The organism is Candidatus Pantoea bituminis, from assembly GCF_018842675.1.
GTDB classification, from domain to species: Bacteria; Pseudomonadota; Gammaproteobacteria; order Enterobacterales; family Enterobacteriaceae; genus Pantoea; species Pantoea phytostimulans.
The window spans coordinates 572,769-598,942 of record NZ_JAGTWO010000004.1 but is presented as its reverse complement, the minus strand read 5'-3'; the positions used below and the strand labels follow the sequence as shown (position 1 = coordinate 598,942).

22 protein-coding genes and 5 pseudogenes are annotated in these 26,174 nt (G+C 51.9%); 16 read left to right on the top strand and 11 right to left on the bottom strand.

Features of this window, described 5'->3' with window-relative positions:
* Positions 1–77: 77 nt before the first annotated feature.
* Positions 78–488, bottom strand: coding sequence for a YidB family protein (locus KQP84_RS06585; protein ID WP_215845665.1), 411 nt, complete (start codon positions 486–488; stop codon positions 78–80).
* Between the two features lie 146 nt (positions 489–634).
* On the opposite strand from KQP84_RS06585, the gene KQP84_RS06580 reads away from it, so the two are divergent.
* Complete coding sequence (locus KQP84_RS06580; RefSeq protein ID WP_215845664.1) at positions 635–1,030, top strand: FAD synthase family protein; 396 nt, start codon at positions 635–637, stop codon at positions 1,028–1,030.
* Positions 1,031–1,218: 188 nt separating this feature from the next.
* Here the strand turns inward: KQP84_RS06580 and speB are convergent, their stop codons facing one another.
* Together speB and speA are read right to left on the bottom strand one after the other, a co-directional pair.
* Entirely contained in the window at positions 1,219–2,139 is a 921-nt protein-coding gene (speB, locus tag KQP84_RS06575; protein WP_215845663.1) for an agmatinase, read from the bottom strand.
* Between the two features lie 174 nt (positions 2,140–2,313).
* The gene (gene speA / locus KQP84_RS06570; protein ID WP_215845662.1) at positions 2,314–4,290 is read right to left on the bottom strand and encodes a biosynthetic arginine decarboxylase; all 1,977 of its coding nucleotides are present in this window, start codon (positions 4,288–4,290) and stop codon (positions 2,314–2,316) included.
* A gap of 853 nt (positions 4,291–5,143) precedes the next feature.
* Between speA and metK the strand changes: the two genes are divergently transcribed.
* The 8 genes and pseudogenes from metK (at position 5,144) to ruvX (ending at position 12,498) form a co-directional block, all read left to right on the top strand.
* The gene (metK, locus tag KQP84_RS06565) at positions 5,144–6,295 is read left to right on the top strand and encodes a methionine adenosyltransferase (protein WP_215845661.1); all 1,152 of its coding nucleotides are present in this window, start codon (positions 5,144–5,146) and stop codon (positions 6,293–6,295) included.
* Between the two features lie 479 nt (positions 6,296–6,774).
* The gene (locus KQP84_RS06560) at positions 6,775–8,193 is read left to right on the top strand and encodes a sugar porter family MFS transporter (protein ID WP_215845660.1); all 1,419 of its coding nucleotides are present in this window, start codon (positions 6,775–6,777) and stop codon (positions 8,191–8,193) included.
* Between the two features lie 84 nt (positions 8,194–8,277).
* A complete protein-coding gene (locus tag KQP84_RS06555; protein ID WP_215845659.1) occupies positions 8,278–8,790 on the top strand; it encodes a SprT family zinc-dependent metalloprotease in 513 nt (170 codons plus the stop codon).
* A 76-nt stretch (positions 8,791–8,866) separates the two neighbouring features.
* Positions 8,867–9,573 (top strand): annotated as a pseudogene (gene endA / locus KQP84_RS06550) (deoxyribonuclease I).
* Between the two features lie 75 nt (positions 9,574–9,648).
* A complete protein-coding gene (rsmE, locus tag KQP84_RS06545) occupies positions 9,649–10,380 on the top strand; it encodes a 16S rRNA (uracil(1498)-N(3))-methyltransferase (protein WP_215845658.1) in 732 nt (243 codons plus the stop codon).
* A gap of 106 nt (positions 10,381–10,486) precedes the next feature.
* Positions 10,487–11,430, top strand: a pseudogene (gene gshB / locus KQP84_RS06540) (glutathione synthase).
* A gap of 85 nt (positions 11,431–11,515) precedes the next feature.
* Positions 11,516–12,079, top strand: coding sequence for a YqgE/AlgH family protein (locus tag KQP84_RS06535; RefSeq protein WP_215845657.1), 564 nt, complete (start codon positions 11,516–11,518; stop codon positions 12,077–12,079).
* Positions 12,079–12,498, top strand: a complete 420-nt coding sequence (gene ruvX, locus KQP84_RS06530; RefSeq protein WP_215845656.1) for a Holliday junction resolvase RuvX — start codon at positions 12,079–12,081, stop codon at positions 12,496–12,498. Before KQP84_RS06535 ends, ruvX begins: the two co-directional genes overlap by 1 nt.
* Positions 12,499–12,566: 68 nt before the next feature.
* On the opposite strand, the pseudogene KQP84_RS06525 reads toward ruvX, so the two are convergent.
* Positions 12,567–13,572: pseudogene (locus KQP84_RS06525) on the bottom strand (type IV pilus twitching motility protein PilT).
* Positions 13,573–13,586: 14 nt separating this feature from the next.
* Here KQP84_RS06525 and KQP84_RS06520 point away from each other — a divergent pair.
* Genes KQP84_RS06520 through hemW form a run of 4 tightly spaced genes read left to right on the top strand, consistent with a single transcriptional unit; the run spans position 13,587 to position 16,607 of the window.
* The gene (locus KQP84_RS06520) at positions 13,587–14,294 is read left to right on the top strand and encodes a YggS family pyridoxal phosphate-dependent enzyme (protein ID WP_215845655.1); all 708 of its coding nucleotides are present in this window, start codon (positions 13,587–13,589) and stop codon (positions 14,292–14,294) included.
* Positions 14,295–14,306: 12 nt separating this feature from the next.
* Positions 14,307–14,861, top strand: coding sequence for a YggT family protein (locus KQP84_RS06515; protein WP_215845654.1), 555 nt, complete (start codon positions 14,307–14,309; stop codon positions 14,859–14,861).
* A gap of 20 nt (positions 14,862–14,881) precedes the next feature.
* Positions 14,882–15,475: an XTP/dITP diphosphatase gene (locus tag KQP84_RS06510; RefSeq protein ID WP_215845653.1), complete on the top strand. Its 594-nt coding sequence runs from the start codon at positions 14,882–14,884 to the stop codon at positions 15,473–15,475.
* Positions 15,468–16,607 (top strand): radical SAM family heme chaperone HemW, encoded by a 1,140-nt coding sequence (gene hemW, locus KQP84_RS06505; RefSeq protein WP_215845652.1) that lies wholly within the window; start codon positions 15,468–15,470, stop codon positions 16,605–16,607. The genes KQP84_RS06510 and hemW overlap by 8 nt, the downstream gene beginning before the upstream one ends.
* Before the next feature lie 54 nt (positions 16,608–16,661).
* Here hemW and KQP84_RS06500 read toward each other — a convergent pair whose 3' ends face one another.
* From KQP84_RS06500 to trmB, 3 genes and pseudogenes are all read right to left on the bottom strand, one after another.
* Positions 16,662–17,378: a YggN family protein gene (locus KQP84_RS06500; protein WP_215845651.1), complete on the bottom strand. Its 717-nt coding sequence runs from the start codon at positions 17,376–17,378 to the stop codon at positions 16,662–16,664.
* A gap of 160 nt (positions 17,379–17,538) precedes the next feature.
* Complete coding sequence (locus KQP84_RS06495) at positions 17,539–17,865, bottom strand: YggL family protein (protein WP_215845650.1); 327 nt, start codon at positions 17,863–17,865, stop codon at positions 17,539–17,541.
* A pseudogene (gene trmB, locus KQP84_RS06490) lies at positions 17,865–18,583 on the bottom strand (tRNA (guanosine(46)-N7)-methyltransferase TrmB). The gene KQP84_RS06495 and the pseudogene trmB overlap by 1 nt, the downstream one beginning before the upstream one ends.
* A gap of 154 nt (positions 18,584–18,737) precedes the next feature.
* Between trmB and mutY the strand changes: the two are divergent.
* From mutY to mltC, 3 genes and pseudogenes are all read left to right on the top strand, one after another.
* Positions 18,738–19,823, top strand: a complete 1,086-nt coding sequence (gene mutY, locus KQP84_RS06485; RefSeq protein WP_215845649.1) for an A/G-specific adenine glycosylase — start codon at positions 18,738–18,740, stop codon at positions 19,821–19,823.
* Positions 19,823–20,095: an oxidative damage protection protein gene (locus KQP84_RS06480; protein ID WP_215845648.1), complete on the top strand. Its 273-nt coding sequence runs from the start codon at positions 19,823–19,825 to the stop codon at positions 20,093–20,095. Before mutY ends, KQP84_RS06480 begins: the two co-directional genes overlap by 1 nt.
* Positions 20,096–20,148: 53 nt before the next feature.
* Positions 20,149–21,224 (top strand): annotated as a pseudogene (gene mltC / locus KQP84_RS06475) (membrane-bound lytic murein transglycosylase MltC).
* Positions 21,225–21,383: 159 nt separating this feature from the next.
* Here mltC and KQP84_RS06470 read toward each other — a convergent pair.
* The 4 genes from KQP84_RS06470 to KQP84_RS06460 form a co-directional block, all read right to left on the bottom strand.
* Positions 21,384–23,540, bottom strand: coding sequence for an ornithine decarboxylase (locus KQP84_RS06470; RefSeq protein WP_215845647.1), 2,157 nt, complete (start codon positions 23,538–23,540; stop codon positions 21,384–21,386).
* Between the two features lie 489 nt (positions 23,541–24,029).
* Entirely contained in the window at positions 24,030–24,488 is a 459-nt protein-coding gene (locus KQP84_RS25270; RefSeq protein WP_252515232.1) for an NAD(P)/FAD-dependent oxidoreductase, read from the bottom strand.
* A 68-nt stretch (positions 24,489–24,556) separates the two neighbouring features.
* Complete coding sequence (locus tag KQP84_RS25265) at positions 24,557–25,357, bottom strand: NAD(P)/FAD-dependent oxidoreductase (protein WP_252515231.1); 801 nt, start codon at positions 25,355–25,357, stop codon at positions 24,557–24,559.
* Between the two features lie 15 nt (positions 25,358–25,372).
* Positions 25,373–26,077 carry an SDR family NAD(P)-dependent oxidoreductase gene (locus KQP84_RS06460; protein ID WP_215845646.1) on the bottom strand — a complete coding sequence of 235 codons (705 nt, stop codon included), beginning with the start codon at positions 26,075–26,077 and terminating at the stop codon, positions 25,373–25,375.
* Positions 26,078–26,174: the final 97 nt, after the last annotated feature.

Below are 26,174 nucleotides of genomic sequence, written 5' to 3'. Positions count from 1 at the left end.
AGCCTCTTCCTCCTCCATTTATGGGGGAGGACCGAGGTGGGGAAAGCCAGCACAATTTCATTAAAGCCCGCTTTTGACTAACGTTTAAACAGTTGATCAACCATCGTTCCTAAATCCAGTTGCTTATCATGCAATGTCTGTTCATCCATCTGCCCTTGCGGCGACATCTTATCGATCAACTGCGGCAGCAGCGCGGCTAACGTGCCGGATGCACCTTGCACATCAGTGCCCAGCTTATCTGCCAGCGACTGCAATTCACCCTGTCCAAACGCAGACTGGATATCGTTCCCACCTACTGGCTGATTATTCCCAGTACCGATCCATGAACCCAGCACTTCACCCAAACCACCTTGCTGAAATTTATGCAGCAGCACTTCTATACCGCCCTGCTCCTGCACCCAATTCCAGATCGCCTGCAACTGCCCAAGCTTGTTGCCCTGCCCTTGTCCGTTCCCCAGCGATCCAACCAATTCGTCAAGAAAACTCATAACTGCCTCCAGAGATTAATCTTCCGCCAGTAAGTCTAGTTGCTGATCACCTGTCACGCTGCTGACATCCATCCCTGAGCAGTTATTTAAGTTTCGCTTAAATTGAGTCGATGAAGTAACTGCAGTAGCCCACACTCGGAACGCAAATGAAAACGGTCATCACTTTTGGTACTTTCGATGTATTACATATTGGGCATATCAATATATTACAACGTGCTAAATCGCAGGGTGACAGGCTAATTGTTGGCATTTCATCGGATGCTTTAAATTTCGCGAAGAAAAATCGTTATCCGGTTTATCCAGAACAGGAAAGAAAAGCGATCATCGCATCGATAGGTTGTGTGGATGAGGTGTTTATAGAAGAATCCCTCGAGCTTAAAGAGGAATACATTAAGAAGTACGCGGCGCATACCCTTGTCATGGGCAATGATTGGGAAGGGAAATTCGACAACTATAAAACTATATGCGAAGTGGTTTACCTGCCGAGAACGGAAAATATATCTACCACGCAAATCATTACGCAAATTAAAAAATACGCTTAATTCACACCCTCTATTCTTAGATTAATGTCATTATTCTGACAACGCATTATTGGCTGAATAAAACTAAATCCCTCTTTTAAACCTGCCAGCCATTGTTACCGGATATATGAATACCTGATAGAGGCTTATTAATAACCCTATCAACCCTTGCCGGGGTCAACACCGCCGGCAAGGGACTTTACGCCAAATCAGCCTTTGTTCGCTGCTTGAACATGCAGCATATCCAGCGCCAGGGTAGCCGCAGCCAGCGCAGTCAAATCAGCGTGATCGTAACCCGGCGCGACTTCAACCAAATCCATCCCGACGATATTCATACCTTGCAGACCGCGAATCAGCTTGGTCGCTTTATCAGTGGTTAATCCACCAATTACCGGCGTGCCGGTGCCAGGCGCATGCGCCGGATCCAGACAGTCGATATCAAAGGTGAGATAAACCGGCAGATCGCCAACAAGGCGTTTCACTTCCGCCAGGATGTCGTCCACGCTGCGATCGTTAACCTGCGCCGCATCCAACACGTTAAAGCCCAGGCTCTTATCAAATTCGGTACGAATGCCGATTTGCACCGAGTGCTGCGGATCGATCAAACCTTCTTTCGGGGCGGTGAAAAACATTGTGCCGTGATCAAAAGTTGGGCCGTTGGAATAGGTATCGGTGTGTGCATCAAAATGCACCAATGCCATCTTGCCGAAATGCTTCGCATGGGCACGCAGCAGCGGCAGCGTGACGTAATGGTCGCCACCAAAAGTCATCATGCGCTTGCCGTTTGCCAGCAGTTTTTCGGCGTGTGCCTGCAGCTTGTCTGAAAGATCCTGTGAATCACCAAAGGCGTAAACCAGATCGCCGCAATCCACGACATTTAAACGCTGACGCAGATCGAAATCCCACGGCCAGCGGCAGCCTTCCCACGCCAGGTTGGTTGAGATCTGACGAATCGCGCCCGGTCCAAGACGGCTTCCCGGACGGCCCGACGTTGCGGCATCAAAAGGAACGCCAGTGATGACCCATTCAGCATCGCTTTCGTAGGGTTGAAAGTTGATCGGGAAACGCATGAAACCGAAGGCGTTAGAGACCAGGGAGTTATCGTACTGATTGCCCAGGGTGTTATACATAAATCGTCCTCTATATATCCGTGAGTCGGGCCAAGCCCGCATGCAGCTTAAGGTATAGATGAAAAAATCCCCTCCGCGTCGTTAAACCCGACGAGGAAGGGATAGGTATTAGCTAGATTATCGACGTAGAGAAAACAGGCTGCAACGGGATTTTTATCCTGTGCAGCACTACTATTACTCGTCTTCTAAATAGGTATAGCCGTAAAGACCGCTTTCGAACTCTTGTAGGAATTGTTCGCGCAACTCCTCATCCAGTTCAGTTTCAGTAACCTGATTACGGAACAGCGTCATCAGCTCGTTGGGATCAAGCTGAACGTAGCGCAACATATCAGCAACGGTATCGCCTTCGTCAGAAAGCTGCACTTCAACGTCGCCATTTGGACGCGCATAGACATCAACCGCTTCGGTATCACCAAACAGGTTGTGCATGTTGCCCAAAATTTCCTGATAAGCACCCACCATAAAGAAGCCCAGCATAGGCGGATTATCAACGTCGTATTCCGGCATCGGCATGGTGGTAGCAATGCCGTCGCCATCAACGTAGTGATCGATAGTGCCGTCGGAATCACAGGTAATGTCGAGCAGCACCGCACGGCGCTCCGGCTTCTTGTTCAGCCCTTCCAGCGGAAGCACCGGGAATAGCTGATCGATACCCCATGCATCCGGCATCGACTGGAACAGCGAGAAGTTGACGTACATTTTGTCCGCCATGCGCTCTTGCAGTTCGTCGATAATCGGACGGTGTGCGCGATTACTTGGGTCAAGATGCTGCTGAATGTAATGACAAATGCTGAGATAAAGCTGTTCAGCCCATGAACGCTGTTTAAGATCGTAAGTGCCGGATGAGTAACCGGTGTGGATATCAAACAGATCCATCTGGCTGTCATGCAGCCATTCACGTAGCGAGCGACGCGTGCTCGGCTCGTGCATCTCTTGCCAGGTTTCCCACATGCTCAGAATCGGGCGCGGCGCATCTGCTGCTGGCGTTTCAGGCTCGCTGAACTCGTTGCGTTCGACACCGATGATATTCGACACCAGCACCGTATGATGCGCAGTGACGGCACGACCCGATTCGGTGATCACCGTTGGATGTTCCAAACCGTGTTCGTCGCACGCATCGCCGATCGCCCAAATCACGTTGTTGGCGTATTCGTTCAGGCCATAGTTCACTGAACAATCTGACTGCGAACGCGTGCCTTCATAATCGACGCCCAAACCACCGCCGACGTCAAAGCACTTAATGTTGACGCCCAACTTCGCCAGCTCAACATAGAAACGCGCCGATTCACGCACACCGGTCGCGATATCGCGAATATTCGACATCTGTGAACCGAGATGGAAATGCAGCAGCTGCAGGCTGTCGATACGACCTGCGTTACGCATGATCTCAACCAGTTTCAGCACCTGCGTTGCCGACAGACCAAACTTCGATTTTTCACCGCCGCTCGACTGCCATTTACCGGAACCCTGAGACGCCAGTCGTGCGCGGATGCCCAGACGCGGCACCACGTTCAGACGCTCCGCTTCCTCCAGCACCAGACGCACTTCGGTCATTTTCTCGAGCACCAGATAAACTTTGTGCCCCATCTTTTCGCCAATCAGTGCCAGACGAATATATTCACGATCTTTATAGCCGTTACAGACGATCACGGAACGGGTTTGGCCCGCATGTGCCAGCACCGCCATCAGCTCCGCTTTAGAACCCGCTTCCAGTCCCAGCGGTTCGCCGGAGTGGATCAGCGACTCAATGACGCGTTTGTGCTGGTTAACTTTGATCGGATAAACCAGAAAGTAATCGCCCTTGTAACCGTAAGATTCACGCGCGCGTTTAAAGGCGGCGTTAATTGAACGCAGGCGATGCTGCAGAATCTGCGGGAAACAGAACAGCGCGGGCAGGCGTTGGCCTTGCGCTTCGCGCTCTTTCACCAGGTTGGCTAAATCGACGCGTACGTCCGGCAGATCCGGATCCGGGCACACACTGATATGGCCCAGTTCGTTGACGTCGTAATAGTTATTGCCCCACCAGGCGATGTTATAAGTACGCAGCATTTTGCTGGCATCTTGATCGTTCATTGCTACCTCCTGCATTGAGCGGAGTGCACCTTGTTCGCCAGCTGACGAACCCTTGATATTCTTCATGTCGTCAGACATCACGAACCTCAATTTTCCGTTGAAAGATGAAACTGTTAATCGGCTTAACTGCCGCTAAGTTAGAAATTCGTTGCCACATGTGACGCAATGTCCTGTTCACCTGACGTTGCCGTCAGCGCGATTAACGCATGAAAGTAAGTGTAAAACACCTTGGCCTGTCCGTTTAAATAGAAAACGTTTAAAAGAGAAACGTATAAAAAGGACCACGGATAACGTGCGTCGTTCATCTGCATAAGCACAGAGAAGGAACAAAAACGTAAGGATAGCAGTACAGATTAACGGGTACTCGTGTCGGTAGAATGACCGCTACGAACACAATGTCGGCAGGACACTGAAAATGATGGGAAACAGGAGAAAGCCAGCGCAGCGCAACAGCGCGGAGAACCGAAAGGGAAGAAAGCGTGGTTCATTACTTGAATCACCTCCACATATGCCAAAGACACATGGAAAACAACCTGGGTGAACGCCAGAAGCCTCACTGTTCTGACGGGCGCGACGCGTGGTGACGTCATCCTTTTTGCTGCCTAAAAGCAGCGGCGTTTTATACAGTTTGTGGTCAAAAATAGCAAAAAGATTATTTGGTTATTGCGTGTACTGTCAGGAAAATCTTCCAGTTTTGCCGTTGCGTAAAATGCTGAAACAGAAAAAGGGCTGGTAATTCGCGCATTCTGTAACCTAAAATAGACGTCCAGATGGTTTTCCATCTAAACAGGTTAAACTCCAGGCGATGTTAGCCTGATGTGCTGATACTTCCTAAACTGCTCGCGGCTTTGCCTGAAGGGGCGTTAAGTCAGGTTCAGCCTCACTTACGCTATGCAGTCGAATTCAAACCATTTGTAAGGTAAAGAACAGAATGGCTAAACACCTTTTTACATCCGAGTCTGTATCAGAAGGACATCCTGATAAAATCGCTGACCAAATTTCTGATGCCGTACTTGATGCGATCCTCGAGCAGGATCCTAAAGCGCGCGTGGCCTGCGAAACTTACGTTAAAACCGGTATGGTTCTGGTTGGGGGTGAAATCACTACCAGCGCCTGGGTTGATATCGAAGAGATCACCCGTAACACCGTTCGTGAAATCGGCTATGTTCATTCCGATATGGGCTTTGATGCCAACTCTTGCGCCGTTTTAAGCGCGATTGGCAAGCAATCACCTGATATCAACCAAGGCGTTGACCGTACCGATCCGCTGGAACAAGGCGCGGGCGATCAGGGCTTGATGTTTGGCTACGCAACCAACGAAACTGACGTGCTGATGCCTGCGCCAGTGACTTATGCACACCGTTTGGTGCAGCGTCAGGCTGAAGTCCGTAAAAATGGTTCACTGCCGTGGTTGCGTCCAGATGCGAAAAGCCAGGTCACTTTCCAGTACGATGACGGCAAAATCGTCGGTATCGATGCTGTTGTCCTGTCAACTCAGCACGCTGAAGATGTTAGCCAGCAAGATCTGAAAGAAGCGGTAATGGAAGAGATCATCAAACCGGTTCTGCCCGCAGAATGGCTGAATGCTTCAACCAAATATCACATCAACCCAACGGGTCGTTTCGTTATCGGTGGCCCAATGGGCGACTGTGGCCTGACGGGTCGTAAAATCATCGTTGATACCTACGGCGGCATGGCACGTCATGGCGGCGGTGCGTTCTCAGGTAAAGATCCATCAAAAGTTGACCGTTCAGCGGCTTATGCTGCGCGCTATGTGGCTAAAAACATCGTGGCTGCGGGTTTGGCGGATCGTTGTGAAATCCAGGTTTCTTACGCGATTGGCGTCGCTGAACCGACCTCCATCATGGTTGAAACGTTTGGTACCGAGAAAATCTCTACCGAACAGCTGACTTTGCTGGTGCGTGAGTTCTTCGACCTGCGTCCATACGGTTTGATTCAGATGCTGGATCTGCTGCACCCGATCTACAAAGAGACCGCAGCTTATGGTCACTTTGGTCGTGAGCACTTCCCATGGGAAAAAACAGACAAAGCCGCTCAACTGCGCGACGCTGCGGGCCTGTAATTTTTCTCTCGGGTCCCATCCGAAAACCCTGTTGATGAAGCAGGGTTTTTTATTGCCTGTTTTTTGCTAACCGATCGCCTTCTCATCCCTAACGCTACAAAGTTACGAGTCAAAAAAACGTCTTACGCTGCTTTCAAATCTCTTCAGACAGCTTTTTTCGTTATCTCAACTACACTTCTTTCGCCAATCCTGACAACAAAATGTTAACGATTACAATTTGAAACGCTTTAGTTATCTGCAATTTAGGAATTAAACGGCGTAGTTATTGTAATAAAAATGCGTTATTTTCAGCGTCATCTGATTGCCGATAATAAGAGCATTGTCAGAAACTTAAAGAGTGCTATACCTCTCTGGTTACTTGACCTTTCCGGGTTATAAATGCTGAATTTCAGGGTTTCAGCTTGTGTAAGCGATTACACTGATGTGATCGCCCTCACTTTTTTCCGGCAAAAGGTTTTTTAACATTGATAAAAACAACGATGGATAAACTTGGAGGCAACAATGCCTGGCAATACACAAAAAGCAGAACTTCAAATAAGGCGATGACCTTATTTGTCTGCTTTCTGGCGGCTCTCGCTGGCCTGCTGTTCGGTCTGGATATCGGCGTTATTGCCGGTGCACTGCCGTTCATCGCTAAAGACTTTAACGTTACGGCACACCAGCAAGAGTGGATCGTCAGTTCCATGATGTTCGGTGCGGCTGTGGGTGCTATTGGTAGCGGCTGGATGTCTTCGCGTCTGGGCCGTAAGAAAAGCCTGATGGCGGGTGCGATTCTGTTCGTTATCGGTTCTTTGTGGTCGGCAATGTCGCCGAACCCTGAAATGCTGATTTGGGCACGCGTGCTGCTGGGCCTGGCGGTGGGCATCGCTTCTTACACTGCCCCGCTTTATCTTTCCGAAATTGCGCCAGAAAAGATTCGCGGCAGTATGATCTCGCTGTACCAGCTGATGATTACCATTGGTATTCTTGGCGCGTATTTGTCTGATACCGCATTCAGCTTTACCGGCAACTGGCGTTGGATGCTGGGTGTCATCACCATTCCAGCTCTGCTGCTGCTGATCGGCGTTTTCTTCCTGCCAAACAGCCCGCGCTGGCTAGCGGCTAAAGGTAACTTCCGCGATGCGCAGCGTGTACTGGATCGTCTGCGTGACACCAGCGAGCAAGCAAAACGTGAACTGGATGAAATTCGTGAAAGCCTAAAAATCAAGCAATCTGGCTGGGGTCTGTTTAAAGAAAACAGCAACTTCCGTCGTGCGGTGTTCCTCGGCATTCTGTTACAGGTGATGCAACAGTTCACCGGTATGAACGTCATCATGTATTACGCACCGAAAATCTTTGAGATTGCGGGTTTCTCTAACACCACTGAGCAGATGTGGGGCACAGTCATTGTGGGTCTGGTCAATGTGCTGGCGACCTTCATCGCGATTGGTCTGGTGGATCGTTGGGGCCGTAAGCCAACGCTGATTCTGGGCTTTATGGTGATGGCGGCAGGCATGGGCATTTTGGGTACGATGCTGCATATTGGCATTGATTCTCAGGGCGCGCAGTACTTCGCCATTGGCATGCTGCTGATGTTTATCGTTGGTTTTGCAATGTCTGCCGGTCCGCTGATCTGGGTACTGTGTTCTGAAATTCAACCGCTGAAAGGCCGCGATTTCGGTATCACCGTGTCCACCACCACTAACTGGATTGCGAACATGATTGTGGGCGCTACCTTCCTCACGATGCTGAACACCTTGGGCAACGCGTCGACCTTCTGGGTCTATGCCCTGCTGAACCTGTTCTTCATCCTGCTGACGGTAATGCTGATTCCGGAGACCAAGAACATCTCGCTGGAACACATCGAACGCAACCTGATGAAAGGCAAAAAGCTGCGTGATATTGGTTCTCAGAACTAATTAGCAAGCAACAACGGCGGGAAAGTCCCGCCGTTTTCTTTTCCAATATTGAGTTCCCGCCCGCGCCCGCTTATTCTTGGCCCCATGAAAACACCTCGTCTTCCCATCGCGCTACAGCAAGCCGTGATGCGCTCGCTGCGCCACTCGCTTGAGTTGGCTAATCAAAAATTAGCGCGCAGCTATCCCGAACCCAAACTGATTTATCAGCAGCGTGGCACCGCAGCTGGCACCGCCTGGCTAGAAAAGTGGGAAATCCGTCTAAATCCCGTTTTGCTGTTAGAGAATCAACAAGCCTTTATTGATGAAGTGGTGCCGCATGAGCTGGCTCATCTGCTGGTGTGGAAACATTTTGGTCGGGTTGCGCCCCATGGCAAAGAGTGGAAATGGATGATGGAAAGCGTGCTTGGCGTGCCTGCCCAGCGTACTCACCGCTTTGAGGTGGAATCGGTGCGCAGTCGCACCTTCAACTACCGCTGTCAGTGCCAGCAGCATCATCTCACTGTGCGTCGTCATAATCGCGTCGTGCGTGGAGAAAGCGAATATCGCTGCGTGAGCTGCGGCAGTCTGTTAAAGCCAGGCGACTATTTGCCATCCTGACCAGGATTCTCATTCCGCGTGATTCCTCATTCTGTTACCCTGCCGCCCTTTTTGGCTCTACGTAGATTGTTGGAATATGTCTCGCAAAATTATTGTTGCTGTTTCGCTGTTATTTGCCCCGTTTGTTGCCAGCGCCCTAAGCCTGAATAACTATCATCAAAACAACTTCCAGCAGGCCAAAGCCTATGCGGCGCAAATCAATGCTGATGCGCCAGGAACGTTTTACTGTGGCTGTAAAATCAACTGGCAGGGGAAAAAAGGCGTCCCCGATCTCAACAGCTGTGGCTACAAGGTTCGTAAAAATGCGAATCGCGCCAAGCGGATTGAATGGGAACACGTCATGCCAGCGTGGGAGTTTGGTCATCAGCGCCAGTGTTGGCAAAACGGTGGACGCAAGAATTGCAGTAAAGATGCTGAATATCGCCGAATCGAAACCGATCTGCACAACCTGCAACCTGCGGTGGGTGAAGTAAATGGCGATCGCGGGAATCTGGCATACAGCCAATGGAACGGCGGTGAGCAGCCTTATGGACAATGCGGTATGAAAGTCGATTTCAAAAATAAGATTGCCGAGCCGCCAGCGCGCGCGCGGGGGCTATTGCGCGGACCTATTTCTATATGCGCGATCAATATCATCTGCGCCTTTCTCGTCAGCAAACCCAGCTATTTACCGTATGGAACAAGCTTTATCCCGTTACGCCATGGGAGTGTGAACGTGACAAACGCATCGCTCGCATACAGGGTAATCACAATCCTTATGTGCAGCAGGCTTGCCAGCGCTAAAATCCCTGCCCTAAACTAGTTGTTTCTTCTATTCCGCCGCGTAATACAGCGCGGCGTTCAGTTCTCAGGAACCTTATGCGCATACCTCGCATTTATCAGGCCGAACCGCTTAGCGTAGGCAGTGAAATTACGCTGGATGAAGACGCATCCAATCATGTAGGCCGCGTGCTGCGCATGACCAGCGGTCAACGCCTTGAACTGTTTGATGGCACTAATCTGACTTTTGCAGCAGAGATCACGCATGTTGATAAAAAGCGTGTAAAAGTAACTGTTTTAGAGAGTCAACCCGATGATCGTGAATCACCGCTGTTTATGCATTTGGGCCAGGTGATGTCACGCGGTGAAAAGATGGAATTCACCATTCAGAAATCGATTGAGCTCGGCGTTAATGTCATCACGCCCTTGTTTTCCGAACGCTGCGGCGTAAAGCTGGATGCTGAAAGGCTGGCGAAGAAGATTCAGCAGTGGCAGAAAATTGCGATTGCGGCTTGCGAGCAGTGTGGTCGCAACCGCGTGCCGGAAATTCGCGAAGCCATGACGCTGGAAGCCTGGTGTGCAGAAGCTGATGAAGGATTGAAACTTAACCTTCATCCACGCGCCAGCCACAGCATCAACACGTTGCCGCAACCGGTTAAGCGAGTACGCTTGTTGATTGGCCCAGAAGGCGGCCTTTCCGCAGAAGAGATCGCAATGACAGCGCAACACGATTTTACTGACATTCTGCTTGGCCCACGGGTGTTACGCACCGAAACAACCGCGCTGACGGCCATTACGGCACTTCAGGTGAGGTTTGGTGACCTGGGTTAAGCGATAATTTCTAAGACGCACGCAGCACACACGGCGTCCTGACTGTTCAGCCCAACGCTGACGCATGGAACGAGACGGTAAATGCCGCCTCATTGAGGAGATAATAATGATTAAGCTTGGCATCGTGATGGACCCCATCTCGTCCATCAACATTAAAAAAGACACCAGCTTCGCCATGTTGCTGGAAGCACAGCGTCGTGGTTATGAAATTCACTACATGGAGATGGGCGATCTCTCGCTGCGTGGCGGCGTCTCCTATGCTCGCACGCGTCTGCTGAGCGTCGACCAAAACTATGACAAGTGGTATGAGTTCGGCAGCGAGCAAGAGATTGAACTCTCTGAGCTGAATGTTGTACTGATGCGTAAAGATCCGCCGTTTGATACGGAATTCATTTACGCGACCTATATTCTGGAGCGCGCAGAAGAGTTGGGTACGCTGATCGTGAACAAGCCGCAAAGCCTGCGTGACTGTAACGAAAAGCTGTATACCGCATGGTTCGCGGAGTTCACGCCAGATACGCTGGTAACTCGCAATAAAGAGAAGCTGCGCGCGTTCTGGCAAGAGCACGGTGACATCATCATGAAGCCGCTGGATGGCATGGGTGGCGCGTCAATTTTCCGTGTGAAAAAAGATGATCCTAACTTTTCAGTGATTGTTGAAGCCCTGACTAACCACGGAAGTTACTTCTGCATGGCACAAAACTTTATCCCGGCGATTAAAGAAGGCGACAAACGCGTTCTGGTCATCGACGGTGAGCCTGTGCCTTATTGCCTGGCGCGCATCCCACAAGGGGTGAAACCCGCGGTAATCTCGCCGCTGGCGGACGTGGCGAAGCGCGTCCGTTAAGCGAAAGCGATTGGGAAATTGCCCGTCGCGTGGGTCCAACGCTGAAAGCAAAAGGGCTGATTTTTGTAGGCTTGGACATCATCGGTGATAAACTGACTGAAGTGAACGTGACCAGCCCAACATGCGTGCGTGAAATTGAAGCAGCATTCCCGATCTCCATCACCGGCATGTTGATGGATGCTATCGAGAAGCGTCTGGGCTGAGCATGACGTCGGAGCTCTGCTCCGTGATCAACCCAACACCGGCGCGGCAACTGCGCGCCGGTTATTTTTGGTACATCGAGTGAGAATGAATTTACAGCATCATTTTTTGATTGCCATGCCTTCGCTGCAAGACCCTTTCTTTAAACGTTCTGTGGTTTACGTGTGTGAACACAATGAAGAAGGGGCGATGGGACTGATCGTCAACAAGCCCATGGAAAACCTGACGGTGGAAGGCATTCTTAAAAAGCTCAAGATCTCTTCTGAAGATCGCGATCCTGCTATCAAGCTGGACAAACCGGTGTTTACCGGCGGTCCGTTAGCGGAAGATCGCGGCTTTATCCTGCACTCTGCACAACGCATTTTTACCTCCAGTATTCGCATCTCTGATACCACCATTATCACCACCTCGCGTGATGTGCTGGAAGCGATTGGTACACAATCACAGCCAGAAAACGTGTTGGTAGCACTGGGTTACTGTGCCTGGGAAAAAGACCAACTGGAGAACGAACTCATGGAGAATGCCTGGCTGACCACGCCCGCCAACAGCAATATTTTGTTTAAAACGCCCATTTCTGAGCGATGGCGTGAAGCAGCGCGCAGTATTGGCGTTGATATTCACAACATGGCCAGCGACGCCGGACACGCCTGATGTCAAATCAAACACTGTTAGGTTTTGATTTCGGCACTAAGAGCATTGGCGTGGCGATAGGTCAGCAACTCACCGGTAGCGCCCGCCCGCTCGCAGCGCTTAAAGCGCAGGATGGCACGCCAGACTGGCTACAAATCGAAAAGCTGTTGAAAGAGTGGCAGCCCGATTTTGTGGTTGTCGGATTGCCGCTGAATATGGACGGCACCGAGCAAGAGTTAACCGCGCGAGCACGTAAGTTTGCTAATCGGCTGCATGGCCGCTTTGGCGTTCGTGTTGAGCTGCAAGATGAACGTCTGAGTACGGTAGAAGCACGTGCTGGCTTGTTTGAACGCGGCGGTTATCGTGCGCTAAACAAAGGTTCAGTCGATTCGCAATCAGCGGCGATCATTCTGCAAGACTGGTTTGAAACGCACTACTAAGCATAATCATCACCTAACTTATCCATGACCCGCACCCCCGCGCTTACTCAGCAATGAAGCGCGGCACGTCACGGTGTGTCCTTAATGAGCCCTTCCGCCTTTCGTGCCAGTAAACTCTGCTCAAAGGTCTGCATACCCGCTTGCGCGCCGGTTTGGAGAACACCAGGAATTTGATGCATCTTGCCTTCCCTGATTAAATTCGCCACTGCGGGCGTTGCTATCAGGACCTCAAACAAGCCAATGCGTTGACCTTCGAGTGAGGGCACTAATCGCTGAGCGATCACCGCTTTAAGACTGCCCGCCAGTTGCGTACGCACCAGATTTTTCTCCTCAGCGGAAAAGAGATCGACCAACCGATCAACCGCCTGCGCAGCGCCGCGCGTATGCAACGTTGCCAGCACCAGATGCCCGGTCTGCTGCTGCTGTCAGCGCCTGTCGAATCGTGTCGCTGTCGCGCAGTTCGCCCAATAAAATCACATCAGGATCTTCACGTAATGCCGCTTTAATCCCCTGGTTAAAAGCAGTGCAATGCACACCAATTTCTCGCTGCTGAATCAGTGATTGCTGGCTGTTATGAATAAACTCAATGGGATCTTCTAGCGTGATGATGTGCCGCGCCTGCTGTCTGTTGAGCGCATCGACCATCGCTGCCAGCGTAGTGGATTTGCCGCTGCCGGTCGCGCCAGTGATCAAAATCAGTCCCTCCTCTTTTTCCAACAGCAAGGGCACAATAGCGGGTAAGCGCAAGCTCGCCAGCGTTGGACACTGGTTGGCAATAGTGCGTAATGCCAAAGACAAGCCTTGCCGCTGGCGGAAGAGATTGGCACGCAGTCGCTGTCCACCCGGCAAACTCAAGGCGAAATCAAGCTGACCTTCGGCTTCAAGCTGCCGCCGCTGCGGATCGTCCAGCCATTGCTCAATAAACGTATCCATCCACGCCGCGCTGACTTTCGGCCAGTCGGGTATCGCTTCCAACCTGCCCTGCCGTCGCCAGTAAGGCAAATGTCCGCTGCAAAGGTGCAGATCGGCGGCGTTATGCTTTACACTAAGGCCCACCATTTCATCCAGATTCATAATTTCTCCTGACTATGACCTCAATCCAGCACAACCTACAGCAAGTGCGGCAGCGTATCGCTGCCGCTGCCGCGCGTTGCGGCAGAGCGCCAGAAGAAATCACCTTACTTGCAGTAAGCAAAACTAAACCTGCGAGCGCCGTCGAAGAAGCCGCCGCAGCCGGGCAAATTCCCTTTGGGGAAAATTACGTGCAGGAAGGGGTTGAAAAGGTTCAGACACTGGCCGCACATCCTCATTTGGAATGGCACTTCATTGGTCCGTTGCAGTCCAATAAAAGCCGTTTGGTGGCGGAAAACTTTGCCTGGTGTCATACCGTTGATCGCCAGCGTATTGCGCAGCGCCTGAATGACCAGCGTCCGTTAACGTTGCCGCCGCTTAATGTGTTAATTCAGGTAAATATCAGTGACGAGAACAGCAAATCTGGCATCATGCTGGAGGCCCTTTCCGAGCTGGCGCAGCAAATAGCAGAATTGCCGCAGCTGCGATTGCGTGGATTAATGGCCATTCCCGCACCAGAAAGTGATTACGATCGGCAGTTGGCGGTATGCCAGCAGATGGCCGACGCGTTCCAGGAGTTGAAACAGCATTATGCCGATGTCGACACACTCTCTTTGGGGATGAGTGATGATATGGAAGCCGCTATTGCCGCAGGCAGCACCATGGTGCGCATCGGCACTGCAATCTTTGGCGCGCGAGATTACGCGAGCAAACCACAACAATAATTGAGGAACTTCATGTTAACAATGACGTTTTTAGTCAAAACGCTGATCGATCTCTACGTCATGGTGCTGCTGCTGCGCATCTGGATGCAGTGGTCCCGCTGTGATTTTTACAACCCGCTGGCGCAGTTTGTCGTCAAGATTACTCAGCCTATTATCAAGCCGTTACGCCGTATCATTCCTGCGTTAGGGCCGATTGATACCGCTTCGCTGCTGCTGGCTTTTGTGCTGACTACACTCAAATATCCGATCCTGCTATTGATTCAAGTGGGCGTATTCTCGCTTGATCCTACCAACCTGCTGGTTGGCCTGCTGTCGCTGGTGAAATCTGCCGGTTATCTGGTGTTCTGGGTCATTATCATTCGCTCTCTCATGAGCTGGATTAGCCAAGGCCGCGGCCCTGTCGATCAGGTGCTGATTCAACTGACCGAACCCTTGATGGCGCCCATTCGCCGTATTCTGCCTGCTATGGGCGGCATCGACTTCTCAGCGATGATCGTGATTCTGGTGTTGTATGCCCTGAACTTCCTCGGCATGGACCTGTTCCCAGGTCTCTGGTATTTGCTGTAATCGAATTAACTGGAACTGTTATGCAAAAAGTTGTGCTCGCTACCGGTAATCCCGGCAAAGTACGTGAACTGGCGGACCTGCTGTCCGCCTTTGGCCTGGATATCGTGGCGCAAACCGAGCTTGGCGTGGAATCCGCTGAAGAAACCGGTCTGACCTTTATCGAAAACGCCATTCTCAAAGCGCGTCATGCGGCGCAAATTACTGGTTTACCCGCCATTGCCGATGACTCGGGTTTGGCGGTAGATGCGCTTGGCGGCGCGCCGGGCATCTATTCGGCCCGCTACGCTGGCGAAGAGGCCAGCGATCAGCAGAACCTTGAGAAGCTGCTCGCAGCGATGGAAAATGTTCCCGACGATCAGCGTCAGGCGCAATTCCATTGCGTGCTGGTTTATCTGCGCCATGCTGAAGATCCTACACCGCTGGTGTTTCACGGCAGTTGGGAAGGTGAAATCACGCGTGCTTCAGCGGGTGTCGGTGGCTTCGGCTACGATCCCATTTTCGCCGTTCCGGCTTTAGGTAAAACCGCCGCTGAGCTGAGCAAAGCGGAAAAAGGCGCGGTTTCTCATCGGGGTAAAGCATTGACGCTGTTGCTGGAAGCGATGCGTAATGCCTAATTTGCCGCCACTCAGTCTCTATATCCACATTCCATGGTGCGTACAGAAATGTCCCTACTGTGATTTCAATTCCCATGCGTTGAAAGATGAGATGCCGCACGTTGAGTATGTGCAGCATTTACTCAACGATCTGGATAACGATCTGCCGCTGATAAATGGACGAGAAGTCCGTACCATTTTTATCGGTGGCGGCACGCCAAGCTTGTTAAGCAGCAACGCGATGCAGATGCTGATGGATGGCGTACGTGAGCGTCTGACGCTGGCGGCTGGCGCTGAAATCACCATGGAAGCGAATCCTGGCACGGTAGAAGCCGATCGTTTCAGTGCTTACCAGCGCGCCGGTATCAACCGCATTTCCATCGGGGTGCAGAGCTTTAGCCCGCAGAAGCTTCAACGTCTGGGACGCATTCACGGCCCAGAAGAGGCGAAGCGCGCCGCTCATCTCGCTGAAGGACTGGGACTGCGCAGCTTCAATCTTGATTTAATGCACGGCTTGCCTGACCAAACGCTTGAGGAAGCGCTCGACGATCTGCGTCAGGCAATTGCGCTGAATCCGCCGCATTTGTCGTGGTATCAGTTGACCATCGAGCCAAACACACTGTTTAGTTCGCGTCCGCCGGTACTGCCCGATGACGATGCGCTGTGGGATATCTTCGAGCAGGGAGATCAACTCCTGACCGCAGCCGGTTATCAGCAATATGAAACCTCGGCTTACGCCAAACCGGGTTATCGCTGTGAACACAATCTCAATTATTGGCGTTTTGGTGATTACCTCGGTATCGGGTGCGGTGCACACGGCAAGTTAACCCAACCCGATGGCCGCATTGTGCGCACGGTGAAAACCAAGCATCCACGCGGTTTCATGAAAGGCACTTATCTGGATAAGCAGTACGAGGTTGCCGATGCCGAAAAGCCGTTCGAATTTTTCATGAATCGTTTCCGTTTGCTGGAAGCGGCACCACGCCATGAATTTTCGCTTTATACCGGCTTAGCGGAAGAGGTCATTCGTCCACAGATAGACGCAGCCATTGCGGCAGGCTATGTGATTGAGACTGAAGAGCACTGGCAGATCAGTGAGAAAGGAAAATTGTTTCTGAATTCGCTATTAGAACTGTTTTTAGCCGAAGAATAGCGGCGAAAAGAAATAATGAAGCCTCAGTCCGAACTTTCAGGCTGAGGCTTTTATTTATTTTTTCAGACCGCTAACCAAGCCCTTACGCTGATCCTCTAGCGTAATAACGCGATTACACACTTCATGACCGAAGTTCTTGAAATCCTGCTCCTGATTGCTCCACTCAGCCTGAATTGACTGCTGAAGCCCGCCAAGATTACCCATAATCGCCTGCAACGGATTGCTGCCGTTGACGGCCTGCTTACTGCCCATCTCGTTCAGGCTGTCCTGCATCACGCCGCCTAACGTGGTTTGCACCAGTTGTTCGCCGTCTGCACGTACTTGATCAATCGCCTGATGATGGAAGGTTAAACCATCGGCACGATGTTCAATAATGCGGTTCATCTGCTGCTTCAGCTGACTATTGAGCGTAGTCAGGCGATTACGCACGTTGCTGTTCGCACCCAGTTTCTCAACAATGACGCGATCCAGCGCCACGCGGCTCTTTTCAAGGCGTGACGTTGCGCCACTATCGATCCAAGGCAGATCACGGCGTAAACCATTCTGGTAATCAATTGCTTTCTGGCGGCTGGCATTATCCACTGTCACTGGCTGACCATTGAATGTTATGTCACCCTGCGGCGTGATTTCCAGATTGCCGTTAGTTCCCACCACCTGCACGCTCTGCGGCTTAATGACGACATCATCTTGAGGTTTCACGCTGCACTCATAGGCAGCCTGAGCCTGTGTTGCCGCCAGCAGCAGCGCAGCAAGAACCGTTTTACGAACCATAAACTCTCCCGATCTTACTGAAACCATAACGACAGGTCTGCCGTGCGTCGCAGCGAATTGGATGCCGACCAGCGCAGCGCATTCGGCGCGTACATAAGTACGTGAGAATACGAGCCCTGCACCATGCTCAAGTCGCCAGTAAGCCAGGCAGATATAGAACTTAGTCCCACCAGATATCGAAGAGTTCAGTCACTTGCACATCGTGCAGGTTGCGATCCTGTAACCATTTGCGCACCAGTTCACGGTGCTCATCGGTGCATTTACCGTCTTTCTGCAGGCAAACCAGCCCTTCCCACGCCAGATAACCACTGCCGTCAAACGCCAGGCCATTTGGATCAATCGCTTCATTAATAAACTGATTCAGCGTTTCATCGATTTCAGTTTCAGACGTGCCTTCGGCAAAGCGCCAGGCAACAGAAAAACCGAGTTCCTGAAATTCATCGATATGCATTTTTTTACGTAAACGGCGGCTGCGTTGTGTGGCCATTATTTCACCCTCTCAAACATTAAATCCCATACGCCATGGCCTAAACGCTGCCCGCGTTGCTCAAATTTAGTCAGTGGACGCGTCTCAGGACGCGGCACGTAATCCTGACTTTCGGACTGATTCTTATAACCGTCGATGCTGTTCATGATTTCCAGCATATGAACCGCGTAGGCTTCCCAGTCAGTCGCCATGTGGAACACGCCGCCCAGCTTCAGCTTACGCATAACCAGCTCGGCAAACGGCACTTGTACAATGCGACGCTTGTTGTGGCGCGCTTTGTGCCAGGGATCGGGGAAAAAAGTTGCACCATACGCAGCGAATTATCTGGGATCATCTTCTCCAGCACTTCCACCGCGTCATGGCACATCACGCGCAGATTCTCTACGCCCGCCTCTTTTGCTGCACCCAGACATGCGCCTACGCCCGGCGCATGAACTTCTATACCCAGGAAATTCTGATGTGGGGTGTTTTGCGCCATAGTCACCAGAGAAGCGCCCATGCCAAAACCAATTTCCAGGGTAATCGGTGCTTCACGACCAAAGAGTTGCAGCAGATCGATGGGCTCCGGCTGGTATTCTACGCCCATCTCCGGCCAGTAATTATCGAGCGCCATCTGCTGGCCTTTGGTCAAGCGGCCCTGGCGGCGTACAAAACTGCGAATGCGGCGCAATGGGCGCCCATTCTCATCAAATTCTGGGGTGATGACGTCATTAATCATGTCGAAGCCTGCTGGTTAGCCTGTTCTGGGAAACGGGCATTATGCAAAGTTCATAAGCAGAAGCAAGCCTTTGCCATCTTCCGGTTTACACTCAGATGCGCATGTGCTGGAATTCCTGCCTGAGTGTAGAGTAACCACGGAAAATTTCCTTCTTATGATGCAAGCGCCGCAGTTCGCGCAACAGGTGCTGGATTGGTATCAGCGCTTTGGCCGCAAAACCCTGCCGTGGCAGCTAGAGAAAACACCTTATAAAGTGTGGCTGTCCGAAGTGATGTTACAGCAAACCCAGGTTGCTACTGTTATTCCCTATTTCGAACGCTTTATGGCACGTTTTCCTACGGTCAGCGATTTAGCCGCTGCGCCGTTAGATGAAGTGCTGCATCTGTGGACCGGTTTAGGCTACTACGCGCGTGCGCGCAATCTGCACAAAGCGGCGAAACAGATTGTTGATGTGCACAAAGGCGTATTTCCACGCAATTTTGATGATGTCGCGGCGCTGCCTGGCGTAGGCCGTTCAACGGCAGGCGCGGTGTTGTCGTTGTCGCTTGGACAACATTTCCCCATCCTTGATGGCAACGTGAAGCGCGTGCTGGCACGGTGCTACGCGGTAGCGGGATGGCCGGGTAAAAAAGAGGTCGAAAAGCGTTTATGGCAGATCAGCGAAACCGTTACGCCTGCTGAAGGCGTCAGTGAGTTCAATCAGGCGATGATGGATCTCGGCGCCATCGTTTGCACCCGATCAAAACCGAAATGCGAAATCTGTCCGCTTAACAATGGTTGTATAGCTTATGCCAACAGCAGTTGGTCGAGCTACCCAGGTAAAAAGCCGAAACAAATCCTGCCAGAGCGCAGCGGCTGGTTCCTGATGATCCAGCATGGCGATGACGTCTGGCTGGAGCAGCGTCCGCCAGTGGGATTATGGGGTGGCCTGTTTTGCTTCCCGCAGTTCACCACCGAAGAGGCGCTGATTGACTGGTTAATCGCGCGGGGTATTCACGCAAAACCGCAGCAGCTGACCGCTTTTCGCCATACCTTCAGCCACTTCCATTTGGACATCGTGCCAATGTGGCTGGCATGGCCTTCTGTCGGGTCGGCGATGGATGAAGCGGACGGTCTCTGGTATAACTTAGCGCAGCCACCGGCAGTGGGATTAGCCGCACCTGTCGAGCGACTTTTGCACGAGTTGCGCCATCCCCAGCAACTGGCTTTGCACAGTTGTGAGATCAATGAGGAAGAATAATGAGCCGCACTATTTTTTGTACCTTTTTACAACGCGACGCTGAAGGCCAAGACTTTCAGCTCTACCCTGGCGAACTGGGCAAACGCATTTACAACGAGATTTCTAAAGAAGCCTGGCAGAAATGGATGGCCAAGCAGACCATGCTAATCAACGAGAAAAAGCTCAGCATGATGAATCCAGAAGACCGCAAAGTGCTGGAAAAGGAGATGGTTAATTTCCTGTTTGAAGGCAAAGACGTGCACATTGAAGGCTACACGCCGCCAGAAGCGTAAACATTTTTGGCCTCCTCGTTGAGGCCGTTATCCAGGTCAGGCATATATTTCCAATGAATAAAAGATTGATAGCCCTGCTGGTGATTGCACCACTTTTGGCTTCCTGCTCCGGAAAAAACAGCAGTCTCACGAAGAATGGGTTAAAGACACCAACGGGTTTGACATTTTGATGGGGCAGTTCGCCCATAACATCGAGAACATTTGGGGTATTAATGAGGTTCTGATCGCCGGACCGAAAGATTACGTCAAGTACAGCGACAACTATTACACCCGCAGTCATATCAACTTTGAAAGCGGTAGCATCACGATTGAAACCATCGCGGGCACCGATCCCATGGCCAGTTTGCGCCAGGCGATCGTTACCACGCTGTTGATTGGTGAAGACCCTGGCAACGTTGACCTCTATTCAGATGCCAACGATATCGTGATCAGCAAAGAGCCGCTGCTGTATGGTCAGGTACTGGATAACACGGGACAGGCCATTCGCTGGCAAGGTCGCGCTGAAAACTTTGCTGACTATTTGATCCAAAATAAGCTGAAGCGCCGCACTTCGGGCCTGCATGTGATTTACTCGATCACCATTCCGATGGTGCCGAACCACCTCGACAAACGTGCGCATAAATATTTGCCGATGGTGCGCAAATCTGCTGAAGAGTATGGCGTGGATGCCTCACTGATTTTAGCGATCATGCAAACTGAATCGAGTTTTAACCCCTATGCGGTTAGCCACTCTGATGCGCTGGGCTTGATGCAGGTTGTGCAGCATACCGCCGGCGTTGATGTGTTCCGCATGAAGGGCAAATGGGGCAAACCGAGCCGCAGCTATTTGCTTGATCCCGAGAACAACATTGATGCGGGAACGGCTTATCTCTCGATTCTGCAGAAGAGTTATTTAGGCGGAATTCAGGATCCGTTGTCACGTCGCTATGCGGTTATTACCGCCTATAACGGCGGTGCAGGCAGCGTATTACGGGTCTTCTCCAGTGATAAGGATCGTGCGTTCAATATCATCAATGGTATGTCGCCGAACGAGGTTTATCAGACGCTGACCAAGCAGCACCCCAGCTCTGAATCGCGTCGTTATCTGACCAAAGTGAGCACTGCGCAACGCAGCTACCGGCAGTTTTAATCAGTCTCGGGCTCAAGCCCGAGAGAAAACAGACGTTTCGTCCGTCAGGCCGTGGGAAAAATGACACTGCCTCATTGCCTGGCGAACGAAACGTGCTCACCCGGTTACGGTAATAACAAAAGGCTGGCGGGCCACAACCCGCCGCAGCCCAGGCTCGTCCTAGCAGCCAGCCACCATCATATTTGCGACTAAGTATTTGTTTCCAGTCCTGTCTTCTTCAGTGTAAACACCCTGCAATTCAGGTGAGAAACCTGGCAACAAATTCACGCCCTCTTCCAGAGCCAGGAAATAACGCTGTACCGCTCCGCCCCATACTTCACCCGGCACAACGCACAGCACGCCCGGCGGATACGGCAACGCACCTTCAGCGGCAATTCGCCCTTCGGCTTTGGCAATCGGCACCAGTTCAACGTCACCGCGAATGTACGCCTGATGCGCATCCTGCGGATTCACTTTCACCGCTGGCAAGCCCTCCTCACGGAACATCATGCGCTGCAAACCTTTCACGTCATGACTGACATAGAGATCATGCATCTCCTGACATAAGCGACGTAGCGTGTATCCAGCATAACGTTTAGCATTCTTGCGATAGATAGTTGGCAGCACTTCAGCCAGTGGCGCATCCTCTTTCACATGCTGCTCGAATTGTGCCAGCATCGTTACCAAATGCGCCATTTTCTCTGGGCTTTCCGCAGGCGTCAGCAGGAACAGAATTGAGTTAAGATCGCACTTTTCTGGCACGATACCATTCTCGCGCAGGTAGTTAGCCAGAATGGTTGCGGGTATGCCGAACGCTGCATATTCGCCGCTCGCTGCATCAATACCGGGCGTAGTCAGCAGTAATTTGCAGGGATCAACACGATACTGATCGCGATCGTAGCCGGCAAAACCGTGCCATTTCGCGCCAGGTTCGAAGCTAAAATAGTGCAGATCGCGAGCAATCTCTTCTGTAGGCGCATCTTGCCAGGCTTGACCTTTTACGGTTTCCGGTACGAACGGCAGGATCATTTCACAGCGCTCAAAGATCGCTTTACGCGCCTCAATACCGATCATCACGCACTCATCCCACATGCGACGACCTGCATCGCCCTGATGCATTCTGGCGTTGATATCCAGTGCGGCGAACAGCGGATAAAACGGGCTGGTCGAGGCGTGCAGCATGAACGCGTTGTTCAGACGTTTGTGCGGACAAAAACGCTTTTGCCCGCGAATATGGTTATCTTTTTTGTGAATCTGCGAGGTCTGCGAAAAGCCCGCCAGCTGCTTATGCACTGACTGCGTGACAAAAATGCCGGGATCGTTTTCATTCAGTTCCAGCGTCAGCGGTGAACACCCTTCCATTAGCGGAATAAACTGTTCGTAGCCTAGCCACGCTGAATCAAACAGGATGTAGTCGCAGAGATGGCCGATGCGATCCACCACTTGACGCGCGTTATAAACCGTACCGTCGTAAGTGCCGAGCTGAATAATGGCGAGTCTAAACGGACGTGCATCGTTAGCACGCTGCGGGGCAACCTTCTGGATTTGCTGACGCAGATAATCCTCATCAAAACAGTGCGCATCAATGCCGCCGATAAAGCCAAACGGATTGCGGGCTGCCTCCAGATAAACCGGCGTAGCACCCGCCTGAATCAGCGCACCATGATGATTGGATTTGTGATTATTACGATCAAACAGCACCAAATCACCCCGCGTCAGCAGCGCGTTGGTCACCACTTTGTTGGCACTTGACGTGCCGTTCAGTACGAAATAGGTTTTATCAGCGTTAAAGACTTTGGCCGCATACTTCTGCGCGTCTTTCGCTGAGCCTTCATGGATCAGCAGGTCGCCCAGTTTTACGTCGGCGTTGCACATGTCTGAACGAAATACGTTTTCGCCATAGAAATCATAGAACTGCCGTCCTGCCGGATGCTTTTTAAAGAACGCCCCGCCCTGATGTCCCGGACAGGCAAAAGTACTGTTTTGCATGTCGACATATTTGGTCAGGGTTTCAAAAAATGGCGGCAGCAGCTCAGATTCATAGGCCTGCGCAGCGGCTTCCAGCGCAGCCCACTCTTCGGGCTCGCCGTTTAATTCGCCAGTGACGCCAGGCAAATGCAGCACTTCTTCTTCAAAGGCATTGGTCACGAAGACCGGCAAATTGAAACCGGTGTGGCGTAACAGTGCCAGTACGCCACTGCGCGTATCAGCCAAAGAGACGACAACAGCCGCCACGTCGGTAAAATCAGTGTTGTCCAGCGTCACCACGTCGCGCGCGGTGTTGAGAGTCAAGTTAGGCGCCACAGCGGCGCTGGCAGCAATTTTTAGTGGTGTCATAGCACAAATCCCTAGCGTCAAGGATGAGTGGGTGCCAGAGGCACAGCAATGGGGATGATTCCCCGGCGAATAACGTCAGACGGATTAAACCGATAGACATCAGTAAAGTCAGATGAGCTCTGCCCTTACGCATGTCCAACAGCGTACGTCAGGCTGGCCTCACCGCATGGTGAGCGAGGAGTGTGTCACTGAAATGATCGAGGGAAACAGCGCGCGCTTTCGCAGTAGCGAACGGGAACCAGTGCAAATGCGCATTGTACCGGCCATGGCGGCGTCCTCTGTAAAGATGAAAATGGGTGTCAAAAATTGGCGGTCATGATGTCACTTTTTTAAACAGCGACAACCCGCCAGCGATAATTAATCAGTCAAAATGATAAAAACACAAGCCCTTGATAAATAATAATTTATCAAAATAACCAGAGAGTAAAACGCTTAAATATCTGCACCTTATGCAAATTTATGCAGCTGCGCATAAGGTGCAGTTACGTGCTACAACCAGTGTTGCGCCCGAATCCGTTCACCGTCACTAAAGCGTGATAAGCGGAAAGGATGAGGATCTACCGAGGGCGTGCTGCCTAATACGAGATCAGCCATGAGCTGCCCAGCGCCTGGCGCAATACCAAAGCCGTGACCAGAAAATCCAGTAGCGACGTAAAGTCCTTTCACTTCCTCTACCGCAGAGATCACGGGGATCGCATCAGGCAGAGTATCGATCAAACCGCCCCAACTTTGTGCTACCGGCAAATTGGCCAGCGGCGGCAACACGTTGCCGAGAGCCTCCCGCATCCGCTGAACAATAGCTGGATCGATTTGTGGCTCCAGCACGCGAACCGCCTCATACACCGATCGCTTATCTTCCACGCCAGGCCGCCAGTTAACTAATTCATCGACAAAGCGTTTGCCTAAACGCAGCTTCAGCGCCTGGCGCTCAACCCAGTACGCCGGCATAAACAGTGGGCTGAAACGCAGCGAATCGGTCGTGATATCAGCGGTATTGGTGGCAGAACTGGCAACGGTTAACCCCCGTCCAGCCGTTTGCGTAACGCTACGCTACCAAAACTGGCGCAAACGCCTGGATCGAAATCCACTGGCCGGGTGCGCAACACGGTAGATAAAACCTTCAGCTGCGGAAGCGTGACATCCAGCCCTTGCAGCAGCAATCGCGTCCAGGCACCACCCGCCGTGACCACTTGCTGACAGCGTATCACGCCATGTTCGGTGATCACCGCATTGACGCGTCCATTGGTGCGTTCGATGGTGCGTACTGCACAATGTTGTTGCAGATTCAGGCCATGCTCCATTGCTTTCAACACCATCGCCGGTGCCGCTTTTTGCGGTTCTGCGCGACCATCCAGCGCGGTAAACAATCCGCCAATGAACTCGCCTTGTAACTGCGGCAGATGCTCATGTAATTGTGACGATGAGAGTAATTCACTGTGAATATCGTGCTGTTTAGCTTCGGCAATCCAGCGTTGATGGCGCGCATATTGCGCTTCGGTACGCGTCCCATAAACGATGCCGTTACGGCGAAAACCGGTTTCACGCCCCAGCGTGGCGTTCATGTTTTCCCATAACTGCATGCTGAGATTGATCAGCGGCAATTCACGCAGATCACGGCCTGTGCGACGACACCACCCCCAGTTACGACTTGATTGTTCAGCCGCTACGGTGCCTTTTTCCAGCAGCACCACGCGAATGCCGCGCTGAACCAGCGACAGCGCCGTAGCAGCGCCAATGATCCCACCTCCAACGATGACGACATCGGTTTCCGTTGGAAAGTTATCTGATGAAGCCACCGCATCAACGCCTGGACCCATGATTGACCTCGTCAGTTAGTAGCTATCTTCTACCGTCCAGTTAACGGGAATTTCGGCGATGCTGGTGGTGCTCGGCAGCTCAAGCACGGTACGCACCAGATGCGCGATATCTTCCGGCTGCGTCATTTTTTCGGCTGAGATTTCAGTGAGTGCTGTTCCCATATCGGTGGCGACAAAACCAGGACAAATCGCCGTGCAGCGGATGCTATCGACATCGCCAATTTTGCGTAATCCGTGGGCCAGCGCTAAGGCGGCAAATTTACTCATTGAGTAGAGGCTGGAACGCTCTGCTTTAACGCGTTTGCCCGACAGCGACACCAACATCACGATGCGTCCGGCGCCGCTGGCTTGCAGATGCGGCCAGACCAGGCGACTCAAGCGCATTGGCGATTTAACGTTAACGTCAAAAGTACGATCAAACTCATCATCACTGGCTTCAAGGATTGAAACGGGCAGCATCATACCGGCGTTGTGAACCACGGCATCAATGCGGCCAAATTTCTCGATAGTCGCGCTGATCCAGGCTTTTTCGCTGTCGGGATCAAAGGCGTCAAAAGCGCAGATCAGCTGGCTTTCTGCATCGGTAACCGGTACATCGTTTGGCGAGCGGCACCCCAAACTCACCGCCCAGCCGTTGGCCAGTAAGTTAGCGGCAATCGCTGCCCCAATACCGCGGCTGGCACCGCTGATGAGTGCGACTTTCTTGCCAGAAATAGACATGTTTTAGCTCCTTGATGTTTGTTATGAGGAAGACGCTGCCCCAGGCTCGCTCTGAAAGCGCATGTGGCAGCATCGCCTTCCCCCGCTTCATGGGAAA

Coding starts and splice junctions, on each gene's coding strand:
- mutY (WP_215845649.1), top strand. CDS start 18,738: ATGATGCAAGCGCCGCAGTTCGCGCAACAGGTGCTGGATTGGTATCAG.
- rsmE (WP_215845658.1), top strand. CDS start 9,649: ATGCGCATACCTCGCATTTATCAGGCCGAACCGCTTAGCGTAGGCAGT.
- KQP84_RS06535 (WP_215845657.1), top strand. CDS start 11,516: ATGAATTTACAGCATCATTTTTTGATTGCCATGCCTTCGCTGCAAGAC.
- hemW (WP_215845652.1), top strand. CDS start 15,468: ATGCCTAATTTGCCGCCACTCAGTCTCTATATCCACATTCCATGGTGC.
- KQP84_RS06560 (WP_215845660.1), top strand. CDS start 6,775: ATGGATAAACTTGGAGGCAACAATGCCTGGCAATACACAAAAAGCAGA.
- metK (WP_215845661.1), top strand. CDS start 5,144: ATGGCTAAACACCTTTTTACATCCGAGTCTGTATCAGAAGGACATCCT.
- KQP84_RS06515 (WP_215845654.1), top strand. CDS start 14,307: ATGTTAACAATGACGTTTTTAGTCAAAACGCTGATCGATCTCTACGTC.
- speB (WP_215845663.1), bottom strand. CDS start 2,139: ATGTATAACACCCTGGGCAATCAGTACGATAACTCCCTGGTCTCTAAC.
- KQP84_RS06510 (WP_215845653.1), top strand. CDS start 14,882: ATGCAAAAAGTTGTGCTCGCTACCGGTAATCCCGGCAAAGTACGTGAA.
- KQP84_RS06460 (WP_215845646.1), bottom strand. CDS start 26,077: ATGTCTATTTCTGGCAAGAAAGTCGCACTCATCAGCGGTGCCAGCCGC.
- KQP84_RS06585 (WP_215845665.1), bottom strand. CDS start 488: ATGAGTTTTCTTGACGAATTGGTTGGATCGCTGGGGAACGGACAAGGG.
- KQP84_RS06470 (WP_215845647.1), bottom strand. CDS start 23,540: ATGACACCACTAAAAATTGCTGCCAGCGCCGCTGTGGCGCCTAACTTG.
- KQP84_RS25265 (WP_252515231.1), bottom strand. CDS start 25,357: ATGGGTCCAGGCGTTGATGCGGTGGCTTCATCAGATAACTTTCCAACG.
- speA (WP_215845662.1), bottom strand. CDS start 4,290: ATGTCTGACGACATGAAGAATATCAAGGGTTCGTCAGCTGGCGAACAA.
- KQP84_RS25270 (WP_252515232.1), bottom strand. CDS start 24,488: ATGCCGGCGTACTGGGTTGAGCGCCAGGCGCTGAAGCTGCGTTTAGGC.
- KQP84_RS06555 (WP_215845659.1), top strand. CDS start 8,278: ATGAAAACACCTCGTCTTCCCATCGCGCTACAGCAAGCCGTGATGCGC.
- KQP84_RS06520 (WP_215845655.1), top strand. CDS start 13,587: ATGACCTCAATCCAGCACAACCTACAGCAAGTGCGGCAGCGTATCGCT.
- ruvX (WP_215845656.1), top strand. CDS start 12,079: ATGTCAAATCAAACACTGTTAGGTTTTGATTTCGGCACTAAGAGCATT.
- KQP84_RS06480 (WP_215845648.1), top strand. CDS start 19,823: ATGAGCCGCACTATTTTTTGTACCTTTTTACAACGCGACGCTGAAGGC.
- KQP84_RS06495 (WP_215845650.1), bottom strand. CDS start 17,865: ATGGCCACACAACGCAGCCGCCGTTTACGTAAAAAAATGCATATCGAT.
- KQP84_RS06500 (WP_215845651.1), bottom strand. CDS start 17,378: ATGGTTCGTAAAACGGTTCTTGCTGCGCTGCTGCTGGCGGCAACACAG.
- KQP84_RS06580 (WP_215845664.1), top strand. CDS start 635: ATGAAAACGGTCATCACTTTTGGTACTTTCGATGTATTACATATTGGG.